Genomic DNA, 23,631 nt, shown 5'->3' with positions numbered 1-23,631 from the left:
CGTTAGCATTGCAGCTGGGGCCGGAAGCGATAGCGGCTTAGGAAGAGTCCGCTTGAGGTTGCATTGATGCCGAGAGAGTGATTTGTCAACGGATGCGGCGGCCCGGCTTCAAGCTGTTGGCCAATGAACTCGCGCCCGCGAAGCGCTCGACTTAAACCTGAAGGATTACGTCGTGAGCAGCGCGTCCCTGATGACCGCCGACCACCGCCTGCGGCTCTAAAAGCCTAGGCCGTCGGGCACAGCACAAACGTGTTCTCCGCATGCAGCGTGGGCAACTGTCTTATTTTCGTCAGCAGCGCCGTCATGATGGTCCCCTCGCGGCGTTTGGCGGGCATGGCCCTGTCGCCGTTCCAAGTGCATTGACTGAAGAACGCCGAACTGCGCGGACCTTCCTCGCGGGGCCGATCTCCATGCCTCGGCGCCACCGTGGTTGGCTCCGCGCCGGCTCATCGTCGGCCGGTCACTGCAAAGTTTGGGCGAAGGCTTGGTCCTGCCTGACGGCCTTTCGGTGCACGAGCAGCGATTGCCCACTGATAAGAGAGCCCGTGCGTTAAGCATCTGGTCCGGCGCCACGGCTGTCGCTAGCGGCGTTGCGCCCGCGGTGGCCGATGTGGCATGCGGCTGACCCGCTGGTTGCCTCGAGCAAGTTGCAGTTCACGCGGCATTTTCTGATCGACGATGGCGGCGCCCGGAGTTGGCCGGTTACAAAAAGAGTGCGACTTTGGATCAACTGTGAACACGCGTTCAGAACGAGATTTGCTCAAAACCCGCCGGTGCTAGGTTCGCACGACTTAGCGTGGCAACCCGGGAGCGTTCTAGTGGAAGAGATTTCTACTCGAGCGCTGGTCTAACCGCCCGCGCGGGGGGGCCCTGGCGTCTGAAAACTTTAGACCGAGCGGCTGGAGATAATGAAAACGATAACGATCCGACATTTCTAACCTCGCGCGGACGGGAATAGGCTCTTTATACGCCCTATCGATATTTGGTGGCAGCACGGGTCGCCCAGATCACAAGCCCCTATTTTCGATGTCCCGACAACTCGATCTCGCAGCCCAAGCATGCAGGAGTTCCGCCATGTCATTCCGCTTCATCACAAAATCTATCCGCACGTACCTAATCGACCGTCCTGTCGCCGTCGTTTCAATTGTTGCGCCATTCCTGCTCAAGGTAGGCAAGAGCAGTCCCGTCGCGCTTTGGCTTTCGGTGGTGACCCGCGTCTCACTGCTGCTGTCGGCATTCACGGACCACTCGACGACGCTAGTCGGATTCATCCGTGCCTCGCTACAATGGGTGGACCGCGCATTGGGTGTGATCTCCATCACTGCCCCCTCCGCTTTCCATGTCACTGGGCCAGACGCCGGCTATTCCTGGGTTTTCGCCGCAGCAGTCTTGCTGACGACCTCAGCTCTCAACGCGCCCGAGGTGAGCGCCGCCCAGAGAACGAACCTCAACATGCGGACCCGCAGGCGGGAATCGGTTCGTCTTAGCGGGTCAAAAGAGCAAACCCAATGACCGACGATGCTGATGTTCTGTGCTGGGGGGCAAGCTACTTGCGGAGCTCGGAACTGCCGCGATCGGCGGGATGACAGCCTGTCGCGCGGGCTACACCAGCAGGCGCTCAAGATAGCAAGAGTGGCGCTGTGGTGCCGTAGATGCTGGCATTCGAGGTCAGTGATTCGCTGCTCAACATCCGGCACTGTGGCGCTGTTTAAGCGGTTATTCGGCGATGCGCAGCAGATTGGAAGCAATAACCCCCGTTGGGGGCCCCACACACCTTCTTTAATGTTGACCGAAACCCGTGCTGCAAATCGATTGGTTCGTCCCGGCATCCCGATCCAGCACGGCGAGCCCTTCGAAGTGGAAATACGATCCGCTACGATCCGCGCACCCCAATGTGCCCATTGCGTTCCGTGGCGTGGTTTAGCTGGCGGTGGATCACCGCGTTGTCGGCGAGAGCCGGGCAGGTCAGCTGACGAGAGCCGTGAGGCTGACGCTCGAATCATCGCGCAACGGCGCGACTGCTTCCATTGTCATAACGGGCACAGTGGACCGCCCATTCTTCGTTTTGTTCGAGCAGGATCGCGCCGATGTGGCGAACGACGGCGTCCTCGTTGGGGAAGATGCCGGCCACCTCGGTGCGCCGTTGAGTCACGCCGTTGAGGCGCTCAATCGGGTTGGTGGAGTGCAGCATGGTCCGGTGCTGCGGCGGGAGGTCGTGTAGGCGAGCACGTCGGTCTCCGCCGCCTCGAAAAGGCGCAAGCTTCGGCAGCTTGTGGCGGAACTGATCGGCGACCTTGCGCCACTGCGTTTTGGCAGCTTCGGCATCGTCCCCGGCAAATGGTTTGGAAGCCGGAGACGACGCGCCGTCCGGTCTTGCGGCATGCGCCAATGCATTGCGCATGAAGTCGAAACAGCAGCGCTGCCAGCTGGATTTGAGCAGAGTTGCTACGGTGGCCTTCATGCCCTCGTGGGCATCGGACATGACGAGCTTAACGCCTCTGGCGGCGTGCCCCGAGCGAGTGGAATGGAAACCATAACGACCAGGCACTTTTAATGCTTGGCGTACCGTCATAGGTTTCCTGTGTGTCTAATGGGCTGACCCTTGACGATTGTGCAGAGTGCTTGCTGGCATACGGCGGCACGAGCAACAAAGCACGTAGGAGTCACGATGTCGTTCCGCTTCATCACCAAATCTGTCCACGCTTACCTGATCGACTATCCCGCCGCGATCGTCCTGATCGCAGCGCCATTCGTGCTGAACCTGGGCCAGAGCGAACCACTCGCGATGTGGCTTTCCGTTGTCGTAGGTGTTGCCGCGCTGCTCTTGGCCGCTGCAACTGACCATCCCACCGGTCTCGTCCGTATCATCCCCTACTGGCTGCACCTTCGGCTCGATCGCGCCCTTGGGGTGGTATTTGTGATCCTACCCTTTGCCCTCAAATTCGGTTGGCTCGACGCGTCGTATTACTGGATCCTCGCTGCCGCTGTCCTGCTCACGACGTCAATCTTTGACGCGCCTGAAGAGCCGGTCGTGAGGCGTCCGGGATTGCACACGCGCACAGCGGGTTAGGCATGAGGCCCTCCGCGCCGTGTAGCAAACCTTGCGCCGCGTTTGAATGCAAGTCCCGGGATGCTGCATCAGCGCCGGCTTGCTAAGCGTCGAGCTATTCAGCCACGTGAAGCATGCATCGACCACCCCGTCGCCCGAGAGCCTCCTCCGGAAAGGCGGCCGGCTCAAGCGTGGCCGATCGTCGTGGTGGGTTGCGGCCTTCCCGCCCAGAAGAAGATGTTCCAGGAGTTCAGGTTGCGGCTCTTTGTGAATTTTCCTCACGTCGGAGGCTATGCATCTCCGTCTCGAGTCTGCCTTCGCGCTCGTCAAAGCGACCGATGGACCGCCGTAAATCGGGTCGGCATCGGAGCAACGAGCGAGTTTCAGATCAAGGTATGAGGGCCCTCGCACTTTGGCAGTTCGGCACGTTTTCTAAACGACAGTAAACGGCAGCCGAAGCGTTTTACCCTCATTGTCACCGGCTCAGCTCTCTTCGGCGCCGATGTTCATTTTGCTCTCCGTCACTGCTAGGGTTCGATCACCAGATCGCGATTGAAGATCACGTTGACTCTGCTGTCGGGTCTGGCTCAGAAAATTTGCCGGACCCGATCGAAGCGCCTGGACGACGGCCGGTTATGCGCGCCAGCGCTGAGCTCTGACCCAGCGTCCAGGACCCTAGACAACAGCCCTGCCCTTACAATTCGAAGCCGATTTAGTCCTCAAGACCAGAGTGACGGCCGAGTCGGCGCCCTCCTGTCGCTCCGAAAAGAGCGCGCGACCGTTTGACATTATTAACGGCGTCCACACCCGCAGCACGCGTCACTGCTCGAATGCGACCGTGGTAGGTTCCGTCAAACGCGTTCGCTGTCGATCTAGCTGCGGGCGGCAGGGTTTCAAAATGTTCTCTCTACTTGCGCGGCCATGGCTTGATCTAAGCGGCAAGATAATCATTCATGCGCCCGGAGTCATCGATTGAAGAACGTCGTCGCGCAGACAGAAGTGGTGGAAGAGAGCCGCGGCTGTATGCACAGCGGCAATCCAGAGGATGGCGTTGCCGAGGGTGGTGTGTATTTCCATGATCAGCTGCCCCAGTCCATGCGCCTTCGCGATCAAGGGGGCGATGTCGAATCCGGGAAGGGTGACGGGAATCCCCTCCAGCCAAGTGCCGAGCACCGCGGTTGCCGGAATCGCGATGAGGAGCGCATAAAGCGCAAAGTGAACGAGCTTTGCGGCCGCAGCCATCCATGGCAGCATCGGCTGCTTCGCGGGCGTAGTCTCGATCAAGCGCCATAGCAGCCGCAGCACGACAACAATGAACAGGACGACCCCAAGCGCCTCATGAACCCTGCGGAGCCCGTCCGCGGCCGCGGAATAGAGCGAATAGCCGTCGCCGGTGCTCAGCACATAAGCGGCGAGAACTAGCATGACGGTCAGCCAATGCAGGACTTTGGCCCCGGCGCCGTGGCGAGAGGAATTGCTGCGCAAGCCGATCATCTCGCTCCGATCCCGCCACACGGTTGGTGAACTGTCGCGGCGTCTAGCCAGAGAGTTGGGCGGTGGTAAGCCGGCCGGTTGCCCCGGCGATCAACTTTACCTCCGACCCATTGCCCAGGGGCCCAAAATGGGGCGTCTGAGCCCCCGGTGCCATTTAACCCAGACTGCAAGCGGGAGATGATCATCGCTAGGGCCGCCGAGATTGGGGGGAGGTCCTAAAAAAGAACCGCCGATTAGCTTCGTTCCGTCGTGCTCACAACTGGCGTGATAAGCGCACAGCGTAGTTGTCTTCGCTCCTGCATTGGCGGAAAGCATGTTCGCCGGATTCTCGGAGGACGGCCAGCGAACGCTGCCTTCTAAGCGCCCCTGCCATCCCGTTTTCCAATTACGCAGCGCCATGCGGCCAAACGCTCGGCCGGATGCTGGTTCATCCAGTCGGCGAGCTGCGGCGCGCCCATCAGGCAGGACTGCATCGAGACCTCGGCGAAGTCTGAGGTGGTGACAATTTGCTCGTGGCAATTTGCCGGAGAGGAAAGACTACAGAGCACGGCGATGATCTTGATCATGAGAACTCGCCCTCGTCACCGGGGGGGCCGCCCACTTCGTGACTTGTCAGTACCTTGTCCTGCTGCTCCGGCGGGAAAATACCGTCGTGGATCGCGCGAGCCTCTCGAATTAGGCGAACTCGCTCGCGCTCAGATTTTGGGACAAACGCAATGACTTCGCCCATATTCGCTCCGAAAAGCTGCCTCGTGAACCAGCTTCGCTATGATATGACCATACTCATTTCATTCACATCTACTATCTGAGCTCCAACTTTGAAGCCGTGCGCGGGCGGTTCAATAAAACTGCTCGTGACCGGGTCGCGCGCCGGACGTTCGAAAGCTCGCCTCGATTTCTTCCGAAGAAGAGCGATCAAGCAGCCCGTCAGGTAGTGCACGCCACTCACCTCAGTTGTTGGCAACCGATCGAGCCGATGCCGTTGGGTTGGTCGAGACGCGAACGCTCTCATCCTGCGACTGGTAGTCGTCGGCAAGGGACTTGAGCCGGGCCGCAATCACTGAGTCAATCACCGCTTGAGCCGTGCGGAGCAAAGTCCGCCCTGCTTCCAAATACACAGTGCCGCGTTGCGAGCTCCGGAGCGTCACGATGGGCCCGGTCGTTTCTCTGGCAGTTGGTTGAAGGCGATGGGGAGCCAGCTTACCCAATCGCGGTCACTTTCCCTGCGAGCTCTGAAGCGATCGACGCATTTCTTGGAACATAGCCCGGTTCGCCACGAATAGTGCCGGACGAGACCAAACGTGCCGTCACAAACTGCACATCGTGCGGCTCTGCCAGACTTAGGAGTTTCGGAGTAATAGGGCATCGCAGTCTCCTTCTGGTTTTAGTACAGTTGTTCCTCGATCCTCTTGTTTCCTCATCGCACTTCATAAACTCGTGTGCGTTCGAACACATGCAGCCTAAGACCATCGGGGCCAGCAGCTCAATCGGACATAGGTAATCATCGGACACCAATAAGGGGGCACGGAACGATACGAAGGTTTATGGTGTTCGTCTTTGAGACGACGGCTCCACTTTGCTCGATTCACGCTGAAAAACTGCGGCGGCCGGAATGAGGTTTCTTCGGCTCCCGATCTCAGTCAGGTGGACAGCGAGTTCGGTGGCGCGCTCTGCAACCCGTTGGTTTACAGTTTGACTGCGAGCTGGGCCACCAACCGGCTGCAGCGGCGCGTTCTATCCCGCTGGGCGCTTGCTTGTCAGCGGAGGAACGCACTCGATCGCCTAGAGCGTGGCGGGTCGCTCGAAGCATCCGAGCACGAAAAGAGTTTCTGGTCGGCAGCGCGCATGTGCTCGAGAATATCCTTGAGCGCCTTGAACCGAGAGGATGCGGAACGTTGACCGAAATAACCGCTGAGCTCAGCGGAGCTCGTTCGTTACACACAGTTGTTGCCTATGCGGTTACGCTCGCGGCGAGTTCATTGGTCACTGTGGGACTTAGGGCCATTCCAGACGAAATCCTTCAATGATTTCTACCTTGCATGGCGTTGTTTTCACGTTTTTTCGGTGAAGGCAGTCGGTTTCCACGGCATCATGGTTCAAGACGCGCCGTAAGGCGGCGCTCCTCACCACGAGGGTCTTGTATTTCGGCGCCTTGGCTTTTCTCCGCAAAACTGGTCCTCATCTGAGGAGCTCGCCTCAAGCGGGCGTCTCGAAGGATGCGCCGCAAGGAAGAATCTCTCTTCAGCCCCGCACGCGCCTCAGCAGCTGCTTCACATGGGCGATCGGCGTCTCCGGCTGGATGCCGTGGCCGAGATTGAAGATGAAGCGGCCTTGCGAAAAAGTCGCCATCACGTTCTCGACCGCGCGGTCGAGCGCTGTGCCGCCCGTGATCAGCACCAGCGGATCGAGATTGCCCTGCACGGCGACGCGTGATTGCACGCGCTCACGGATGAAGGCCGGCTCCGCGGTCCAGTCGATGCTGACGGCGTTGACGCCGGTGGCTTCGACGTAACTAGGCAATTGCGCGCCAGCGCCACGCGGGAAGCCGATGATCTTTGCGTCCGGCACCTTGGCGCGCACGCCTTCGATGATGCGCCGCGTCGGTTCGACCGACCAGCGCGCGAATTCGGCGGGTGGCAGCACGCCGGCCCAGGTGTCGAAGATCTGCAGCACATCGGCGCCTGCGGCGAGCTGCGCCAGCAGATACTCGATCGAACTGTCGACCAGCACGTCGATGATTTTCGCAAAGGCCTCCGGATGCCGGTAGGCCATCATCCGCGCCCGCGCCTGGTCGGGCGTGCCGTGGCCCGCGACCATATAGGTCGCGACCGTCCAAGGGGCGCCGCAGAAGCCGATCAGCGCGATCTCTGCCGCGAGCGCGCCGCGCACGATGCTGAGCGCCTCAAACACCGGCGCGAGCTTGCCGAAGTCGGCCTGCTTCGCCAGTGTCGCGACCTTGGCGGGATCATCCAGCGGTTCGAGCCTCGGACCCTCGCCGACCTCGAAGCGCACCGAGCGGCCGAGCGCATAGGGGATCACCAGAATGTCGGAGAAGATGATCGCCGCATCGAAGCCGAACCGGCGGATCGGTTGCAGCGTGACTTCGGCGGCCAGCTCCGGATTGAAGCAGAGATCGAGGAAGCCGCCGGCCTTGGCGCGGACCTCGCGATATTCCGGCAGGTAACGGCCGGCCTGCCGCATCATCCAGACCGGCGGGATCGCCTGTCGCTCGCCGGAGAGCACGCCGCTGAAAGGCTTGGTCGGAGACTGGGGCACGAACCGTCCTGTTGCAGATTGAGGTTCCTGATACACCGGCGAGGGCCCGAGCGGAAAAGGGGAACCAGCGGTGCGACTATGCCGGGCTTCAACTCGGCTCAGCTTGCCACGTTGAAGAGTAACTCCTTGGACTTTCCAGAACTTCCGTCGCCCGCTTCATGGAATGTCGTGGGTGGCTGGGTAAACGTCATCCACGCGCCTATGTAGCCGTTGCGGCCTCCAGAAAGACGTCAACTTCCGGTTATCCGCGCGCGAAGCTACATTGTAAGCGCCGGGCCGTGAACCCATCTCACGTTCATTAGGCTGGTGCGATAGCGTTCTCACCGCGCACCCGCGAGGTCAGCCGCATCAGAAGACCAGTAACCGCGATAACTACAAGGTAGACGATGAGCTGCATTTGCGTCGGTTGATCACTATAGCCGATCAGCGTGTGCAAGGCGCGGCCAGGAATGCTGGCTTCGGATAAGAACCAGCCCGAGTCCCACACGACGCTGTCGAGCGACGTCAGCCAGTTCGCCCGCTCCAGGAAGGCGACGGCCTGCGCCGCCATACCCGCCGCCAGGAGGGTGATCAAAACAGTCGTCGTTGCGAACAACGCGCGCGGTGGAATCCGCACCAGGCCCAAATAGGTCAGCAGGCAAACCGCGACCCCGAGCAACAGGCCGAGGCAGCCGCCGAAGGTAAGGCCCAGGGCCGAGCCGCCTTCGGAGGTCCCGACCCCATAGAGAAACAGCGCGACCTCGCTGCCTTCGCGCAGCACCGCGACGCCGACCACAACCGCCAGTGCCCCTAGCGGCTTGCTGCCCTCGGCCACCGCGTGGCCGACCGCGCGCATTTCGAGGGCAATCTCGCGGCCATGGCTCGCCATCCACACATTGTACCAAGTCAGCATCACGACGGCGATTCCGAGGATGGCGGCGTTGAACAGTTCCTGTCCCATGCCTGCGAACAGCTGCGATAAGCCGCCGGCAAATGCCGCGACAAAACAAGCTCCCCCGATTCCCGCTAGCACGCCGCCGACAATCCAGCGACCGCGGTGGACGACATTACGCGTGACCGCGAGCACGATGCCGACGATGAGGCCAGCCTCGAAAACCTCCCGGAAAACGATTATGAGCGCGGCGAGCACGAGACGTGGGCCTATTCGACGACAAGAACGCCACGCGCGCTCTCGTTAAAATCGTCGTAGAACTCATAGCGTCCTGGCTTCAGAGGGCGGACGTTGATAACACCTTGGCTTTTGGCGGCTACGACCTTTTCCACTCTTAGTGAGGTGCTTTCAAACTCCATCGCCTTGCCCTCGAGATTCCTGATCCGGAACAGGACAGGCTTGTCTGCTGGGGCACGCACCTCGCGGGGCTGAAACTGCCCGTTGGAGTAGGAGATCTGGATTTCGGTCGCCTGCTGCGCCGATGCTGTAGAAAAAGGCAGCATAGCCGTACAGAGCGTTGCGAAGACCAGCTTCCTGCTCATGGTCAAAACGTACATTCTGAGCCCTGGATTTGAGGGAATTAGAACTCGACGGCGAATTTGAGTTTGGCGCGATTCCGCTGGAATTCGGCAAGATTGAGCGAGAACGGACTGCTGACTTCGCGACCCCATACTTGCGTACTCCACGCCGCTGTCATGAACATCTTTGGCGTAAACCGCACGAAGAGCGTCGGACCGAGCATCACGGCATCACCCGTAAAGGCCGAGAGCGCGAAGTCGTCATAATGACGCAGATACCAGACTTCCGCTCCGATGAGGACGTTCGGCGTGAGGCGGAACGACAGCGCGGCGGAGCCGCCGAGCTTCGTTTCCCGGATGGTCTCGTCAAGCAGGGTGTGGGTGCATTCAGGCTCATACAGGAGATTGAAGCCGGCGAAGAGCCGGTTTCTGACCAGCTCGAGGTCAGCATTGAGAGTGGTCTCGAATTCGTAGTTGTGAACCCGCTCACCACTTGTCTCATCGACTAGCCGAACCGTCGGTTCGAATGCAAGCGTCACCGACAGCGGGTTGTTCGACGTCCGCTCAAGCGCAAGGTAGCGGAATTCACCAAACCCGCCGCTGAACGCAACTTGGCGACGGTCGTCGAGATCAGTAGCATTCCGGATGTCATGGGTCGATCCAAGCGCCCCAAATTCGATTTGCACGAATTGAGACGGGGTGAATTCGAACTCGTACTTCGTCTCCGTCGCACTGTAGCGTCCGCCGCGCTTGCCAAACCCGCCGATCGTGTCGGTCGTGAACTCCTTTTCGCCTTCAATCCCGATACCTGAGCCGGTGGTAAATCCGAAAATGTATTTCGTCTCGATCTCGCGCCATGAGCTTGCATCCGAGCTGGCGGGGCCGCCAGCGCGCGCTAATCCGCTGAGACCAATCAGCACAATGAACGCGCTCATTAGCGCGCTCGAATGCCGTACACGTCCAATTGTTTGGCGCATTCCGTCGGCCCTAGCCTATTCGGCTGCATTGATTAGCGAATTACAGCACTCGATCCAAAGAGATTCCCGTCCCGCTAATTTGGAGTGCTTCAAAAGCGCGGGCGTCAACACGTTAAGCCCGTGTGCGATGCATAAGAAAGGTTCCGGCCAAGCATGGAGTTCCGCGCGACGAATGAGAAATGACGTCACGCCATGAAGTTGATAACCCCGCGTTATGATGCCCGTAGGCACCTGAACTCCGCTCCGCGGTTGCCTATGCGAACGCAGTCCCACTGCATCGTCCTCTGCTATTCCGACAATTGGCGGCTATTGGCTTTTTCTCGGGTGCTTGGCGACGCTGCCACGAATATGCAAGACACCAGCGGCGCGACCGACTTGTCGGTCCCCCGTGTGTACTCTTCGGCCAGCGGGATTCTTGCAGACGACCAGGCGCATTAGCGCATTTCACCGCTCCGCGCGCTAGTTGGTTTGAACCGGGAGACCGCTGGCGCACTCGGCCGGCGCGGGTCGCGCGCGGCCTGTCGCCGGGCCGAGCGGGCGCACGGCCGCGGGCTCCGCGCGGCCGGTCCCCGCCCTAGGGGAACGTCAGGCCGAAAGCAGCCGGATCGAGCTGCTCGCCTTTGCGAGGGACCAAGAAGCGCTCCAGCCCACCCGGCACGAAGCTGAGCAGCAGGATGGCCTGATCGCCGACCACCTCTATTGTATGCGGCACACCGCGGGGAAGAGCCGCGTAGGCGCCCTGCCCCACCTCAATGCGGGCATCGCCGACTCGCGCGATCAGCTGCCCCTCCACAACGAAGAGCAGCTCGTCCTCGTGCGAGTGGGTGTGCAGCGGCGGCTCCTCCCCGGCCCGCACCGTCCACAGGACGGTGCCATATTCGCCTCCAGTCTGGCTGCTCTCCACCTTGATCTCGTGCATTGAGCCCCCGCTCGACGTCACCGTCTCACCGCCGTGGGGCGGCGTAAGAACCGGCTGCTTCACTGCCATTTGTAGTCTCCTGATTGTGGACCCTTTGCTCGGGTCTCGGAGTGGCGACGTAAGTTGCCGCTCACACTCGTCAGCATGAGATTGCGCGCGGCGTATGGGAAATGACGTCACGCCATGAAGTCGATAGCCGCGCGTTATAGTGGCCGGGAGCACGTGAACGTCTCTTCGCGGTCGCGGAGAGTTCCGTTTCAGGGATTGTGGATCCCCTGCGGCCCCAGTTTGGTCTGCAAGATCCTCGAAGCCCCAAAGACCCGGCGAACGACACCGGACAAGCTGCGGGAGACCGGCCGAAAAGCCCTGACACACGTGGCCTTGATCGGGCGAGGTGCGGGTTGAACTTGCAGGTGACGGTGTTGAAGATCTTGGTGAGCTAGCCGGACAGGTTCGCTTTGTGGCGGACCTCAACCGCATGTGGCGATCCTCGCCACCAGCGGCCGGAGTGGGCCGAGCGCACCAAGCGACTGCCCGCGCGCGTGCCCGGACTGGACATCTTTTCGGACGGCCTCGTTGAGCGTCAAAATGGCCCGTAGAGGGTCACTGCCAAAGGGCGAGCCGTGCTCGAACGCATGGAGGCGCACCGAAGCCAAGACCCTGCGATTGAGAAGGACCCAACAGAAACGGCTGGCGCGCCGGTGCCTGCGTTGCCGCAGCCGATAGAGCGAGCGAAGCGCCGACGCGAACGTCGCCAGCGTCGCTGAGAAGCTCGTGAACGCGCGAGGGCGCATGCATCATAAACGTGGGGGCGGCGCTCAGATTGTCGATACCGTCACACTCCGCTCGACCGTCAGTCTGCCGAGCGGCTATTTTTCCCAACTGTTCTGGGAAACGCATCCGTCTCTCCTCGTGGAATGCGCGATCCGTGGCCGGCTAAACTCGCCCGAATCCATTGTATCAGACGAATCTTGAGCAGTTCGTGACTAGAATCCCCTTGGAATGGGTCGCGGTCGCGATCTCCCTCCGGTCGGGCGTGGCGCCGAAGAGCTGGCCGCCGAGCCCGATGTGCCAGCTGGTCTGCTGACTGGGGTTATCGCTGTACTGATCCAGCCAAGGATCCGTTCAGCGAGGCTAGTTCGTGCGCCTCTCGGTCCGTCAGCGCCTTGGGTCCGGCGCTCAGATTAGCCCAGCGGACCTCAAGTCCAGGGAGCGCCTTGAGCCGACGGAACGCTGCTGACTCAAAGCAGGCGGCTGATAGCCCCGCTGGCCCATCAACGAAGTAGTAGCACGCGCCATCGGCATGGGCAGACCATCAAATTGGCGCCGACATGGATCAACAGGCGATCGGCGCTAAGTCCCACCGTCCGCCGCCCGCATGCGGCACCGCCACGAGCACAAGGAGACCTAAATGCAGTATTCGTCTTTCAACAGATCGGCGCTGCCGCGGCTCGATTGACTTGATCGGGATCAAGCAGCATTAGGGTGGGCATGTCAGACAATCCCGGGATCAACCGTTGATCGACAGCTGGCATGATCTTCGTCGCCTCATCTTCCGGAAACAGACTTCCACGGCGCTCCGCGCTCAGGTCGGCAGGGGGCCACCAGGCTGTGAGCAGATGCGAGAGCTAGTGTCGCGGCGTTCGCCCGCGTATACGGTCGAAGCCCTGCTTGATCGCTGCGAAGCGGTCGTCGATGAACGATTCGTGCTCGGTATCCGTGAAAATGTAGGGCCAGTCGTTTTCGATGGCCTCGCGAACCAGTTCGCCCACATACAGCGGATCAATGCCGTGGTTGATCCGCTCCTGTAATGCTTTGATGAAGTTGGCGCGGGGTCCTTCTGTCGGCGGAGGGGGGCCGACAGCCAAAGCAAATCGCTGCGGCACGTTGCGCCGAGAGTTCATGATCTGCGTGCGGATGACGCCCGGACACAGAACGGAGACCCCAATCTTCCTCGGCGCGAGCACGTTGCGCATCCCCTCGGACAGCGCCACCACTCCATATTTGCTCACATCGTACGCCAAACTTGGTCCCGCAATCAGCCCGGCGACGGAGGCCGTGGAGACAACCTGTCCTCCTTCGCCGTGCGCTTCGATCAGCGGACCGAAAATCTCGAAGCCCCAGATCACCGACATCAGGTTGACGCCGAGGACCCAGTTCCAGCCTGCATCAGTCCACTCACCATAGGTGCCGCCGCCGCCCACGCCCGCATTGTTGACCAATATGTGGATTCTGCCGTACCGCGCGACGGTCGCGTCCGCTGCCGCCTGAAGTTCGCCTTTGAGCGAGACGTCGGCGTTCACGCCGTCGACATCGACGTCGGTCCGTGTCTTCAGGTCCGCGACCGCTTTTTTCAGCGCCTCTTGGTCGATATCGCAGAGCATAACCTTCACCCCGGCCTGTGACAGCGCGGTCGCGATCCCCAGTCCGATCCCCGAGGCAGCGCCTGTCACGAATGCGGTCTGTCCAGCCAAATCTCTCATGCGCTTTCCACCTTGCTTTCACTCAACAAATTCACCCACCAGGCCGCGCCGCAGAGTGGCACAATGAACGCGGCGTGGTCTAATGTTCCGCGCCCCCGCGCCAAGCCTAAAAATAACCGGTGCGAGTTTCAAACTAGCACATTGGAAACCACTGGATAACGAGGGTCAGGGTCGGCGAAGCGCTGGCTCCACAATAACGATAGACACATTCATTGGTTCATAGGGAGCAGCGAGACGTCCTTCGTCGCACGACGATTGGCGGCGTTTTCGACCGCCATTATAATGCTTGCTGCCAGCGGAGGCAGCGTATTTGCCAGAAGAAATACGATGCCGGCGCAACCGACACCGAAATCAAGATCGGCAACATCACCTCTACAGCGGCGTCGGCTTACGGTACTACAGGCAAGACCGAGGCCTCCTACTTTCGCGAGATCAACTGCGAAGGCGGCATCAACGGCCGCAAAATCAACTTCATTTCCTATGACGACGCTTACAGTCCACTAAAAGCGGTCGAGCGGGCGCGCAGACTGGTTGAGAGCCAAGAGGTTTTCCTCATCTTCGGTGCGCTTGGCACGTCGTCCAACACCGCCACACAGAAATACATGAACGCGAAAAAGGTGCCGCAACTGTTCGTGCAGACCGGCGCGACCAAATGGAATAATCCGCAGAACTTCCCGTGCACTTTAAGTTAGTCGCCCAACTATCAAAACGAGGCGCGGATCTAGGCGAGGTATATTTTGAAGGAAAAGCCGAACGCCAAGTCGCCGTTCTTTACCAGAACGACGACTACGGCAAGGATTACCTCAAACGCCTGAAGGATGGCCTCGGCGCCAAGGCTGCGTCGATGATCGTTGCCGAAGACGCCTATGAGGTGCCTGAGTCGACCATCGACTCGCACGCGGTCAAGATGAAGTCGCTCAAGGCCGACGTATTCGTTGACATCGCCACGCCAAAGTTCACGGCGTAAGCCATCAGGAAGGCGGCTGAGATCAGCTGCGTTGGAACTCCTGGGGCCCTGCGACGCACTCGCCTCTACCGAGGCCAGTGCGCACGCCGGCATCGGAAGGACTTCCTTTCCAACGTCGGTGAGCTGCGTCAGCTGGCGCTCGCGGTACAGCAACGGGTCGCCGAGTTCCAGCTCGCGCCGGGCAAATCGCTCGTAATCGTGCTAAACGAACAAGGATCTACGTCCGCCCTACCCGGCAAGACAAAGGGAAGGCTGGCATTTCTGCGGTGATGGAGTACGATTTCTCGAGGCGGAGAGAGGCCGCGCGCGTGGCGCGCGAAGAGCTTGATCAGCCGACTTCAAGCCGAAGCCCCCACGGCGGAGTTTGACGGATGGTGCAGCAGTCGCTGAACGTCACGTACTCGGACGGCGGCTCTGAGGTGTTGTGGGAGGACGGCGAGCGCGTGTTCAGTCGCGGCTGGCGACTGGACGACAATGGCAACCGGTTCGCCGTGCTACTTGTTGCGCCTGCCGCCGACCACTCGGCCCGGGCGAGACTCGATCGCCTCACGCACGAATACGAGCTGAAAGATGAACTCGACGGGGCATGGGCGGCGCGGCCGCTCGCCCTCATGCGCGACGCCGGTCGGACCATACTGGTGCTCGATGATCCCGGTGGCGGGGAGCCGCTCGATCGTTTGCTCGGGGGGCCCATGGAGGTAGGACGCTTCTTGCGCCTTGCTATCGCTGTTACCTCTGCTCTGGACAAGGTTCATCAGCGCGGGCTCATCCACAAAGACATCAAGCCAGCTAATATTGTAGTGGACTGCGCGGATCAACACGTGCGGCTCACTGGGTTTGGCATCGCATCGCGCCTGTCCCGCGAGCGGCAGGCGCCCGAGCCGCCTGAGACCATCGCAGGTACGCTTGCCTACATGGCACCCGAACAAACGGGGCGGATGAACCGCTCGATCGACGCCCGCAGCGATCTCTACGCCCTCGGCGTCACGCTGTACCAGATGCTCACGGGCGTTCTGCCCTTCACGGCGGCTGATCCGATGGAATGGGTGCACTGCCATATTGCCAGAAAGCCAGTGCCGCCAGGGGAACGGCTAGAGGGTGTCCCAGCGCCCGTCTCGGCGATCATTATGAAGCTGCTCGCCAAGACTCCCGAGGATCGTTACCAAACCGCCGGCGGTGTCGAGCGCGATCTGCGACGCTGCCTGGCGGAATTTGAAGCGCGCCGCCGTATCGATGACTTTCCGCTCGGCCTGCTGGACACGCCGAGCCGGCTGCTCATCCCCGAAAAGCTGTACGGACGAGATCGTGAGATCGCCACGTTGCTTTCCTGCTTCGATCGCATCATCAAGACCGGTGTACCAGAGTTGGTGCTGGTCTCCGGATATTCCGGTATAGGCAAGTCCTCTGTCGTCAATGAGCTGCACAAGGTGCTCGTACCGCCCCGCGGCCTTTTTGCCTCAGGTAAGTTCGACCAATACAAACGCGACATCCCGTATACCACGTTCGCGCAGGCCTTCGGCAGCCTTGTCCGCCCGCTTCTCGGCAAGGAGGAAGAGGAGCTGAGCATCTGGCGTGATGCCTTTCGCCAAGCGTTGGGGCCAAACGCGGAGCTTATCATCGATGTTGTCCCGGAATTGAAACTAATCATCGGAGAACAGCCTCCGGTTCCTGTCCTTCCGCCATTGGATGCGCAACGCCGATTCCAATTGGTATTCGGGCGATTCATCGCCGTATTCGCCCGGCCAGAGCACCCGCTTACGCTGTTCCTCGACGATTTGCAGTGGCTCGATGCAGCAACGCTCGATTTGCTCGAAGATCTTCTGAGCCGGCAGGACCTGCAGTACATGATGTTGATCTGCGCCTACCGAGACAACGAAGTGGACTCCGCCCATCCTCTGACGCGCAGGCTCGAATCAATCCGCAAAGCTGGCGCGGTAGTGCAGGAGATCACCCTCGCGCCCCTGGCCTGTGAACACTTGGGACAATTGATTGCGGACGCCCTTCATTGCGAGCCGGAGCGCGCCACATCGTTGGCGCAACTAGTTCACGAGAAGACTGCTGGCAATCCATTCTTCGCCAACCAGTTTATTTATGCGCTTGCCGAGGAGGCGTTACTGATCTTTGACCACTGCAACGCGCGATGGTCTTGGGATGTAAATCGCATTCGCGCAAAGGGTTACACTGATAACGTGGTGGACCTCATGGTCGGGAAGCTGACGCGGCTGCCCGTTCGAACTCAGAACGCATTGCAGCAGCTTGCGTGCCTAGGCAACAGCGCGGATTTCGCACTACTTACGAAGGTTTACGGAGGCTCGAAAGATGTAGTGCATCGAGATCTCCTGGAAGCGGTCCGAGTTGGGCTCGTTCTCCACTCCGAAAGCGCGTATAGCTTTCTGCATGATCGTGTCCAGGAAGCGGCTTATTCACTAATACCAGAAACGGCCCGCGCCGAAGCTCATATTCGAATCGGCCGCCTCCTCGCGGTCGGCATTCCGCCAACGCAGATCGAAGAGAAGATCTTCGACATCGTAAACCAGCTCAATCGTGGCTCTCATCTCATAGTGTCAGATCAGGAGCGTGAGCGGGTCGCAGAATTGAATCTAATTGCAGGTAGACGCGCGAAGATCTCAACCGCGTATACTTCAGCGCTGTCGTATCTCGCCGTAGGGCGGGCGTTTTTGACCGAGCAGAGTTGGGACTACAACTACGAGCTCATCTTCGCCATCGAATGTCTCACAGCCGAGTGCGAATTACTGACCGCGAGTAAGGTGGCAGCCGAAACTCGACTTTCGATGCTGGCGCGTCGGGCCAGAAGCGGCCCCGACACCGCCGCCGTCACACGTTTGCGGCTCACGCTTTATACCACTTTGGACCAGAGCGATCGCGGCCTCGAGATATGCCTTGAATACCTCCAGCGTGGAGGCATTGATTGGTCACTTCATCCGACTCGTATCGAAGTACAACGCGAATACGATCGAATCTGGTCCCAGCTTGGAAGTCGACAAATCGAGGAACTCGTCGACTTACCTTTGATGAGCGATCCGGACTTACTCGCTACTCTAGATATATTAGCCGAGTTTCCGGCAATGCATATCGAGGAGAACTTATCGTCGCTCGTTGTTTGTCGAATGGTGAATCTGAGCCTCGAGTATGGCAACAGCGATGGGTCATGCTTCGCTTATGTATGGTTCGCCCAGATCGCCGGACCTCGCTTCAGCAACTATCAGGACGGCTTTCGTTTCGGCCGGCTTGGCTATGAACTGGTAGAAAAGCGCGGCTTAAAGCGCTATCAAGCTCGAACGTACATGTCCTTTGGTAACATTGTCATGCCGTGGGCAAAACATGTCTTAGAGGGACGTGATCTGGTACGTCGCGCCTTTGCTACTGCTGATCGCACAGGGGACATCACATTTGCGGGTTATAGCTGTAATCACTTGATAACCAACTTTTTGGCAGCGGGAGACCCGCTTGCTGAGGTGCAGCGGGAAGCCGAGAGGGGTTTCGAGTATGCGCAGAAGGTTCGGTTCGGTTTCGTCGTTGACAATCTCGCCATGCTGCTCGGATTTATTCTGACGCTTAGCGGACTGACTCCGACGTTTGGCTCCTTCAACCACGAGGGTTTCGATGAGCTTCGATTCGAGCGCCACTTAGCGAGTAATCCGGTCTTGAAGCTACTCGAGTTTCGATATTGGGTCCGTAAGTTACAAGCACGGATCTTCGCTGCGGATTATGCTTCGGCCATGGATGCGTCATTGAGAGCGCAACAGCTACTTTGGACCTCACCATCACATTTCGAAACGGCTGAGTATTGCTTCTATAGTGCGCTCGGCCACGCGGCAGCATGGAATTCCGCATCGCCGGACGAGAAACAGGAACATTTTGAGGCTCTTGTGGCCCACCGCAATCAACTCGAAGTATGGGCGGCGCGCTGTTCGGAAAACTTCGAGAACCGCGCTGCCTTGGTCGGTGCCGAGATCGCCCGCATGGAGGGCCGCGTACTGAACGCTGAGGAGCTGTACGACAAGGCGATCCGCGAGGCCCGCAAACATGGGTTCGTGCACAACCAGGCCATTGCCAACGAGATTGCCGGGCGTTTCTACGCAGAGCGCGGTCAAGAGAAGATCGCTGCGACCTATTTGCGGGCCGCGCGGGCCTGCTACCTGCGCTGGGGAGCCGACGGAAAGGTTTGCCAACTCGAGGAACTGTATCCGCACCTCAAAGTAGACAAGGATTCCCCGGCGACGATAGTGACACCCTTCGAGCAACTCGATCTGGCTACCGTAATCAGAGTTTCGGAAGCGGTGTCAGGCGAGATCGTTTTCGAGAAGCTAATCAATACGCTCATGAGTGCGGCAATCGAGCACGCGGGTGCCGATCGAGGTCTCTTGATTCTTCCGCGAGCCGATAAATATCAAATCGAAGCAGAGGCCATAGCCAGCAGTGACAACGTGACCGTGGTCCTGAAACAGGCGCGCGTCACGACCGCAGATCTACCAAGCTCGGTGTTTCACTACGTGCTTCGCACAAAAACAAGCGTTCTCCTGCACGATGCGTCCAGTCAGAACCCGTTTTCAGCGGACGACTATATTCGCGACCATCGCTCACGGTCAATGCTCTGCCTGCCGATACTGAAACAGACCAGGTTGATTGGCCTGCTGTACTTGGAGAATACGCTTACGACTGCCGCATTTACTCCTACTCGAATGGCGGTGCTCACGCTGCTCGCGTCCCAGGCGGCTATCTCAATAGAGAACGCTAACCTGTACCGCGAGCTGGCCGAGCGGGAGGCGAGGATCCGACGGCTAGTGGATGCCAATATAATCGGCATCCTCTTCTGGGATATAGACGGCCGGATCATCGATGCTAACGAAGCGTTTCTCCGCATCACCGGATATGGCCGCGACGATGTTGTCTCCGGTCGGCTGCGCTGGCGGGATCTGACGCCCACCGAATGGCGCGATGCCGACGACCGACGAATGGCGGAGCTCGAAGCGACCGGAACGGCGCTACCCTACGAGAAGGAGTACTTCCGGAAAAGCGGCAGCCGCGTACCGGTGCTGGTCGGGGCAGCGACGTTCGGCGGGCGGTCCGACCAGGGCGTGGCCTTCGTGGTAGACTTAACTGAGCGGAAGCGAGCAGAGCAGGAAATTCGCGAAAGCGAGCGGCGCTACGGCGAGGTGCAAATGGAGCTCGTGCACGCAAATCGAGTCGCGACACTGGGGCAGCTCTCGGCTTCGATTGCCCATGAAGTCAACCAGCCGATCGGGGCAACGCTCAACAATACTTCCGCTGCGTTGCACTGGCTGAGCAAAGAACCGGCAGATTTGGAGAAAGCGCGGCAGGCCCTCAACCGGATCTTTGCAAACGGCAATCGCGTCAGCGACGTCGTCGCTCGGATGCGCGCCCTTTTTAAAAAAGCACCTCTACGGAAAGAAGACGTGGACATTAACGCTGCAATTCTCGAGGTCATCACCCTGACCCGTGGCGAGATCGTGAAGAACGGCATTTCGGTCAAGCCGCAGCTCGCGGACGACTTGCCGCTTATTCGAGGGGATCGGGTTCAGCTGCAACAAGTGATCATGAACCTGATCATGAACGCCGTCGAAGCGTTGAGTGCGGTCAGCGAGGGGGCGCGAGAATTGGTGATCACTACTCATACCGGAGAGCCCTCCGGCGTGCTCGTCGTGGTGCGGGATTCGGGTCCAGGTCTCAGTTCAGAGGGACTAGAGCGTATCTTTGACGCCTTCAACACCACGAAGCCTGGCGGCTTGGGCATGGGTCTGTCGATTTGCCGCACCATCATTGAAGCGCACGGAGGGGGACTCTGGGCCACCGCTGCCCAGCCGCAGGGCGCAAGTTTTCAATTCACGGTGCCCGAGCAGTCAAATGAGGCAGCGTAAATTGAACATCTGCAGCAGGCCATCACCGGAGCGGGTGCCTACAGAACTGACGAATCTTGATATGACGCTTGGAGTTTTGTGATTTCAAGCACGCGCCATTGGCCCGCGACCGGTTCGCAGCAACTACGCTGCAAAACCGGACACAAATGTGCCTCTCGTCTAGCCACCCTGATGAATGGTGGTGAAACTGAAGGATGCCTGGAGACGTCTCGCCTCCGCATGCGGAGCGAATAACGGGTCCTTCGGATTCGCTCGAAGAAGCAGACGACGAGTCGGGGAGCCACCTGCAACAACCTAGGCAACCGGCCATTGTTTGCTTCACATCGCAGATAAGTTTCGATTCCCATGCACCAACGATTCGCTGTTCGGAGTGCAAACACATTCAGCAGGTGTCGCTCGTATTCGCGCTCGATCCAGCTCCAGCAATGGCAGGAGAGACCCGCGGCGAAGTGATGAAAAACAATGTCTCGGTGCAGACGCAACTCGCGGAGGGCTTGCCGCTCATCCAAGGAGATTGAGTCCAACTGCAGCAAATGATTCTTAACTTGATCATCAACGCCGTCCAAGCGATGAGCGGTGTCAGCGAAGGGTCGCGCGGGTTGCTGATCGGCATCGGGAAACATTCGGGCGGAGTGCTCGTCGCCGTGCAGGAATCTGGCCCGGGACTGAAACCGGAAAGTTTTGAACACCTGTTCGACTCATTCTACACCACCAAGCCCGGCGGCATAGGGGCATGGGGCGATCGAATCTGCCGTTCGATTGTCGAAGCTCACGACGCAAATGGGCCACCCCGAACGCCGGGGCCGGCATCACCGTGCAATTCACTTTGCCGATCAACGATCAAGCCACGGCATCGGCGCGTCCGGCGGCGTGATCTTCACTACTATTCAGAAAGTCTTCGCCGCTGCCGGCGAGATTGCCTACCGCCGATGAGGCACATCGGACTCAGTATCCAAGCAAGGGTTGACCAGAGTACGAGCGAAATCTCTTACGGTTTTGCCAAGTATCTCCGCGACGGCCTACCCAACGCGTCGTTTAGCGGTTTACGGAAACACCGATCGGAAGGACGTGAACACGTCCGCCGTTTTCGGCGCCGATCTGTTGTGAGAGTCGCCTTGGACGCATAGAGCTTCCCGATGGGAGAACCGAAGATCGACGCCGGGATCGAGGAGCTGATCGAAGACGACGCGAAAGCCGAACAGTCGCCATCGAATCGCAGCCGCTGGCTTACGACACGCGCGCCGCGGGGCGGCGCCAGGTGGTCGGAAGCGGGGAGACCACTAGGCGCACCCGACCGGGGCGTGAAATCAATCATCCGACGGTCCCGCGCGGCCCGTAGCCGGGCCCGAGCGGCCGCACGGTCGCGAACGCCATCCGCCCTAGAGGAACGTCAGGTCGACAGCGGCCGGATCGACCTGCTCGCCCATCGTCCCCGAACCGCTCAGCGAAAATGCGCCGCCGACAATCGGGCACCTCGCAAATCGAGCCTCCGGGTGATCACGCAAAGGCGCATTTTCCTTGCCCGTATAGGCCAGATCCGCAGCCTGTCGGTCGTATAGGCGATGATTCTTGATCTCGCCCGCACGATGCGCACTCGGCCACGCCGCTTTCCGCTCGGACCGCTACATGAGCCTGAGTCCTCCGCTGGAGACACGCAAGCTCCGCAGAAACATCATCGGATCTGAGTCCGACCCAATGTTCGAGGCCGATACACACTCAGTGCCTGCGGAACGACTGAACCGGTTACGGCGAATGAGACACGTGCCCGCTCGTATTATTGAGCCGTCTCTGGGTCGACGCGACGGAAACAGGGCCGGGCGCGCATAAAAACAAGCCGACAAAAACACTCCTGCAAGAGATTGCGTCAGAAGGCAAACTGCGTGCGCATCGCCACGGCATCGAATTTCGAGCCGACATCGGCAGTCGAGACCGGCGAGGCCTGCTTGGAGATATTGCCATGCAGGTAGTCGAGCATGAAGCGGACGTTGCCGTTGACATACCAGTTGAGCGCGAGCGTGTAGACGGTCTGGCGTCCGCCGGCGATGCCATTGGCGGTCGCGAGCTGATCGTTGAGGTCAATCTGGCTCACGCGTCCGGCGACTTCCCAAGCACCCCAGCCGCCGCCATCCAGCGAGAACGGATGCGCCGGCTTGACGCCGTTATAGGCCGCGTTCGCCGCATTGTAGCTACGACCTTCGCCGGTCAGCACGTAGCCGGCCTGCGCGTAACCGCCCTGGAACTTCAGGCTCGACGCACCGACCAGCGGCACGCCGGTGTTGGCGGTGCGATCGACATTGTACCAGAAATACTCGCCCTGGAGCATCAGTGGTCCATATGTGGCGGCCGCCTCGAGACTGTAGACCTGCGCGCCCGAGACATTGGCGATCGCACCGGTGGACACCAGCGTCGTCGGGTCCAGACGCAATTCCGGACGGTCGCTCAGCGTGACCGTCTGTGTGTTGGCGATGAGATTACGCGGCGGCTGGATCAACCACTGCGCGTCGGCACCGATATGCACCGAATAGTCCTTGCCGCTGATGGGGTTGCCTGCAACGCGCGCCACGGCGCCATATTGCTCGCTGGTGCCGGCTGGCGCGGCGCTCGAGGCGGAGTGGATCGCGCCCGTCGATGGTCCGGTGACATAGCCGCCGACCCAGAGCTGGTCGTTGTACCACCGCGTGCCGGCCGCGGAACGGAAGTCGCCGGCGGCAATGTTGGTGGCGATGATGCCCGGCGAGGCCCGCTCCATGAACATGATGTCGTTGGAACTCGTGGCCTCATCGAGAGTGTAAGGCAGGTCCATGATGCCGGCTTCGACTGCCATCCTTCCGCCGAACGGCTTCAAACCGGTGTAGCTGAGATAGGCATTCTCGAGGCCGGAGACGCCGCCGCCGGGCAGCGATCCCGGAGCTGCGCCGCCAAATCCATCGGAGGTGCCGCCGAAATCGTAGACCAGTGCGAAATTCCAGTCGTTGAAGAATTTGCCGGCGAGCCCGATGCGGGCGCGGCGGACGTTCTCGCCGCTGTCGAGCTTCTGCGGCACCGTGGCCGCGGTGTTGGGACGATAGTCGTAGCCGCCGACATCGAACATGATGTCAATCGACACACTCACCGGTC

14 protein-coding genes and 2 pseudogenes are annotated in these 23,631 nt (G+C 60.0%); 6 read left to right on the top strand and 10 right to left on the bottom strand.

The features are described 5' to 3' along the window. Positions 1-1,074: 1,074 nt before the first annotated feature. Entirely contained in the window at positions 1,075-1,512 is a 438-nt protein-coding gene (locus AC0L27_RS39360; RefSeq protein WP_473323321.1) for a hypothetical protein, read from the top strand. 487 nt (positions 1,513-1,999) lie between these two features. Here the strand turns inward: AC0L27_RS39360 and AC0L27_RS39355 are convergent, their stop codons facing one another. Next, positions 2,000-2,572 carry a transposase gene (locus tag AC0L27_RS39355; RefSeq protein WP_473323319.1) on the bottom strand — a complete coding sequence of 191 codons (573 nt, stop codon included), beginning with the start codon at positions 2,570-2,572 and terminating at the stop codon, positions 2,000-2,002. 96 nt (positions 2,573-2,668) lie between these two features. On the opposite strand from AC0L27_RS39355, the gene AC0L27_RS39350 reads away from it, so the two are divergent. After that, the gene (locus tag AC0L27_RS39350) at positions 2,669-3,070 is read left to right on the top strand and encodes a hypothetical protein (RefSeq protein ID WP_354202001.1); all 402 of its coding nucleotides are present in this window, start codon (positions 2,669-2,671) and stop codon (positions 3,068-3,070) included. A 930-nt stretch (positions 3,071-4,000) separates the two neighbouring features. On the opposite strand, the gene AC0L27_RS39345 is transcribed toward AC0L27_RS39350, so the two are convergent. From AC0L27_RS39345 to AC0L27_RS39310, 8 genes are all read right to left on the bottom strand, one after another. Next, on the bottom strand, positions 4,001-4,543 hold the full coding sequence (locus AC0L27_RS39345) for a cytochrome b (protein ID WP_473323317.1): 543 nt from the start codon (positions 4,541-4,543) through the stop codon (positions 4,001-4,003). Positions 4,544-4,899: 356 nt separating this feature from the next. Continuing rightward, positions 4,900-5,109: a hypothetical protein gene (locus tag AC0L27_RS39340; RefSeq protein WP_085385664.1), complete on the bottom strand. Its 210-nt coding sequence runs from the start codon at positions 5,107-5,109 to the stop codon at positions 4,900-4,902. 1,675 nt (positions 5,110-6,784) lie between these two features. Next, complete coding sequence (hemE, locus tag AC0L27_RS39335; protein WP_473323315.1) at positions 6,785-7,819, bottom strand: uroporphyrinogen decarboxylase; 1,035 nt, start codon at positions 7,817-7,819, stop codon at positions 6,785-6,787. A gap of 298 nt (positions 7,820-8,117) precedes the next feature. Continuing rightward, on the bottom strand, positions 8,118-8,948 hold the full coding sequence (locus AC0L27_RS39330) for an FTR1 family iron permease (protein ID WP_473323313.1): 831 nt from the start codon (positions 8,946-8,948) through the stop codon (positions 8,118-8,120). 11 nt (positions 8,949-8,959) lie between these two features. Next, positions 8,960-9,292 carry a cupredoxin domain-containing protein gene (locus AC0L27_RS39325; RefSeq protein WP_157158512.1) on the bottom strand — a complete coding sequence of 111 codons (333 nt, stop codon included), beginning with the start codon at positions 9,290-9,292 and terminating at the stop codon, positions 8,960-8,962. Positions 9,293-9,330: 38 nt separating this feature from the next. Further along, positions 9,331-10,203, bottom strand: coding sequence for a hypothetical protein (locus AC0L27_RS39320; RefSeq protein WP_473323310.1), 873 nt, complete (start codon positions 10,201-10,203; stop codon positions 9,331-9,333). A 616-nt stretch (positions 10,204-10,819) separates the two neighbouring features. Then, positions 10,820-11,233, bottom strand: a complete 414-nt coding sequence (locus AC0L27_RS39315) for a cupin domain-containing protein (protein WP_473323308.1) — start codon at positions 11,231-11,233, stop codon at positions 10,820-10,822. Between the two features lie 1,559 nt (positions 11,234-12,792). Next, a complete protein-coding gene (locus AC0L27_RS39310) occupies positions 12,793-13,647 on the bottom strand; it encodes an SDR family NAD(P)-dependent oxidoreductase (RefSeq protein ID WP_473323306.1) in 855 nt (284 codons plus the stop codon). A gap of 282 nt (positions 13,648-13,929) precedes the next feature. On the opposite strand from AC0L27_RS39310, the pseudogene AC0L27_RS39305 reads away from it, so the two are divergent. From AC0L27_RS39305 to AC0L27_RS39290, 4 genes and pseudogenes are all read left to right on the top strand, one after another. Further along, positions 13,930-14,611, top strand: a pseudogene (locus tag AC0L27_RS39305) (ABC transporter substrate-binding protein); the annotation flags it as partial. 374 nt (positions 14,612-14,985) lie between these two features. Then, complete coding sequence (locus tag AC0L27_RS39300) at positions 14,986-20,514, top strand: trifunctional serine/threonine-protein kinase/ATP-binding protein/sensor histidine kinase (RefSeq protein ID WP_473323304.1); 5,529 nt, start codon at positions 14,986-14,988, stop codon at positions 20,512-20,514. A 533-nt stretch (positions 20,515-21,047) separates the two neighbouring features. Further along, positions 21,048-21,230, top strand: a pseudogene (locus AC0L27_RS39295) (ATP-binding protein); the annotation flags it as partial. A 43-nt stretch (positions 21,231-21,273) separates the two neighbouring features. After that, positions 21,274-21,447 (top strand): hypothetical protein, encoded by a 174-nt coding sequence (locus tag AC0L27_RS39290; protein WP_473323323.1) that lies wholly within the window; start codon positions 21,274-21,276, stop codon positions 21,445-21,447. Between the two features lie 931 nt (positions 21,448-22,378). On the opposite strand, the gene AC0L27_RS39285 is transcribed toward AC0L27_RS39290, so the two are convergent. Continuing rightward, the coding region (locus tag AC0L27_RS39285) for an OprO/OprP family phosphate-selective porin (RefSeq protein ID WP_473323302.1) at positions 22,379-23,631 on the bottom strand (1,253 nt) is incomplete at its 5' end.

This window comes from Bradyrhizobium sp. Ken51 (assembly GCF_055807435.1).
Note: the sequence above shows the minus strand (reverse complement) of the source record. Positions and strands in the feature narration are given on the sequence as shown.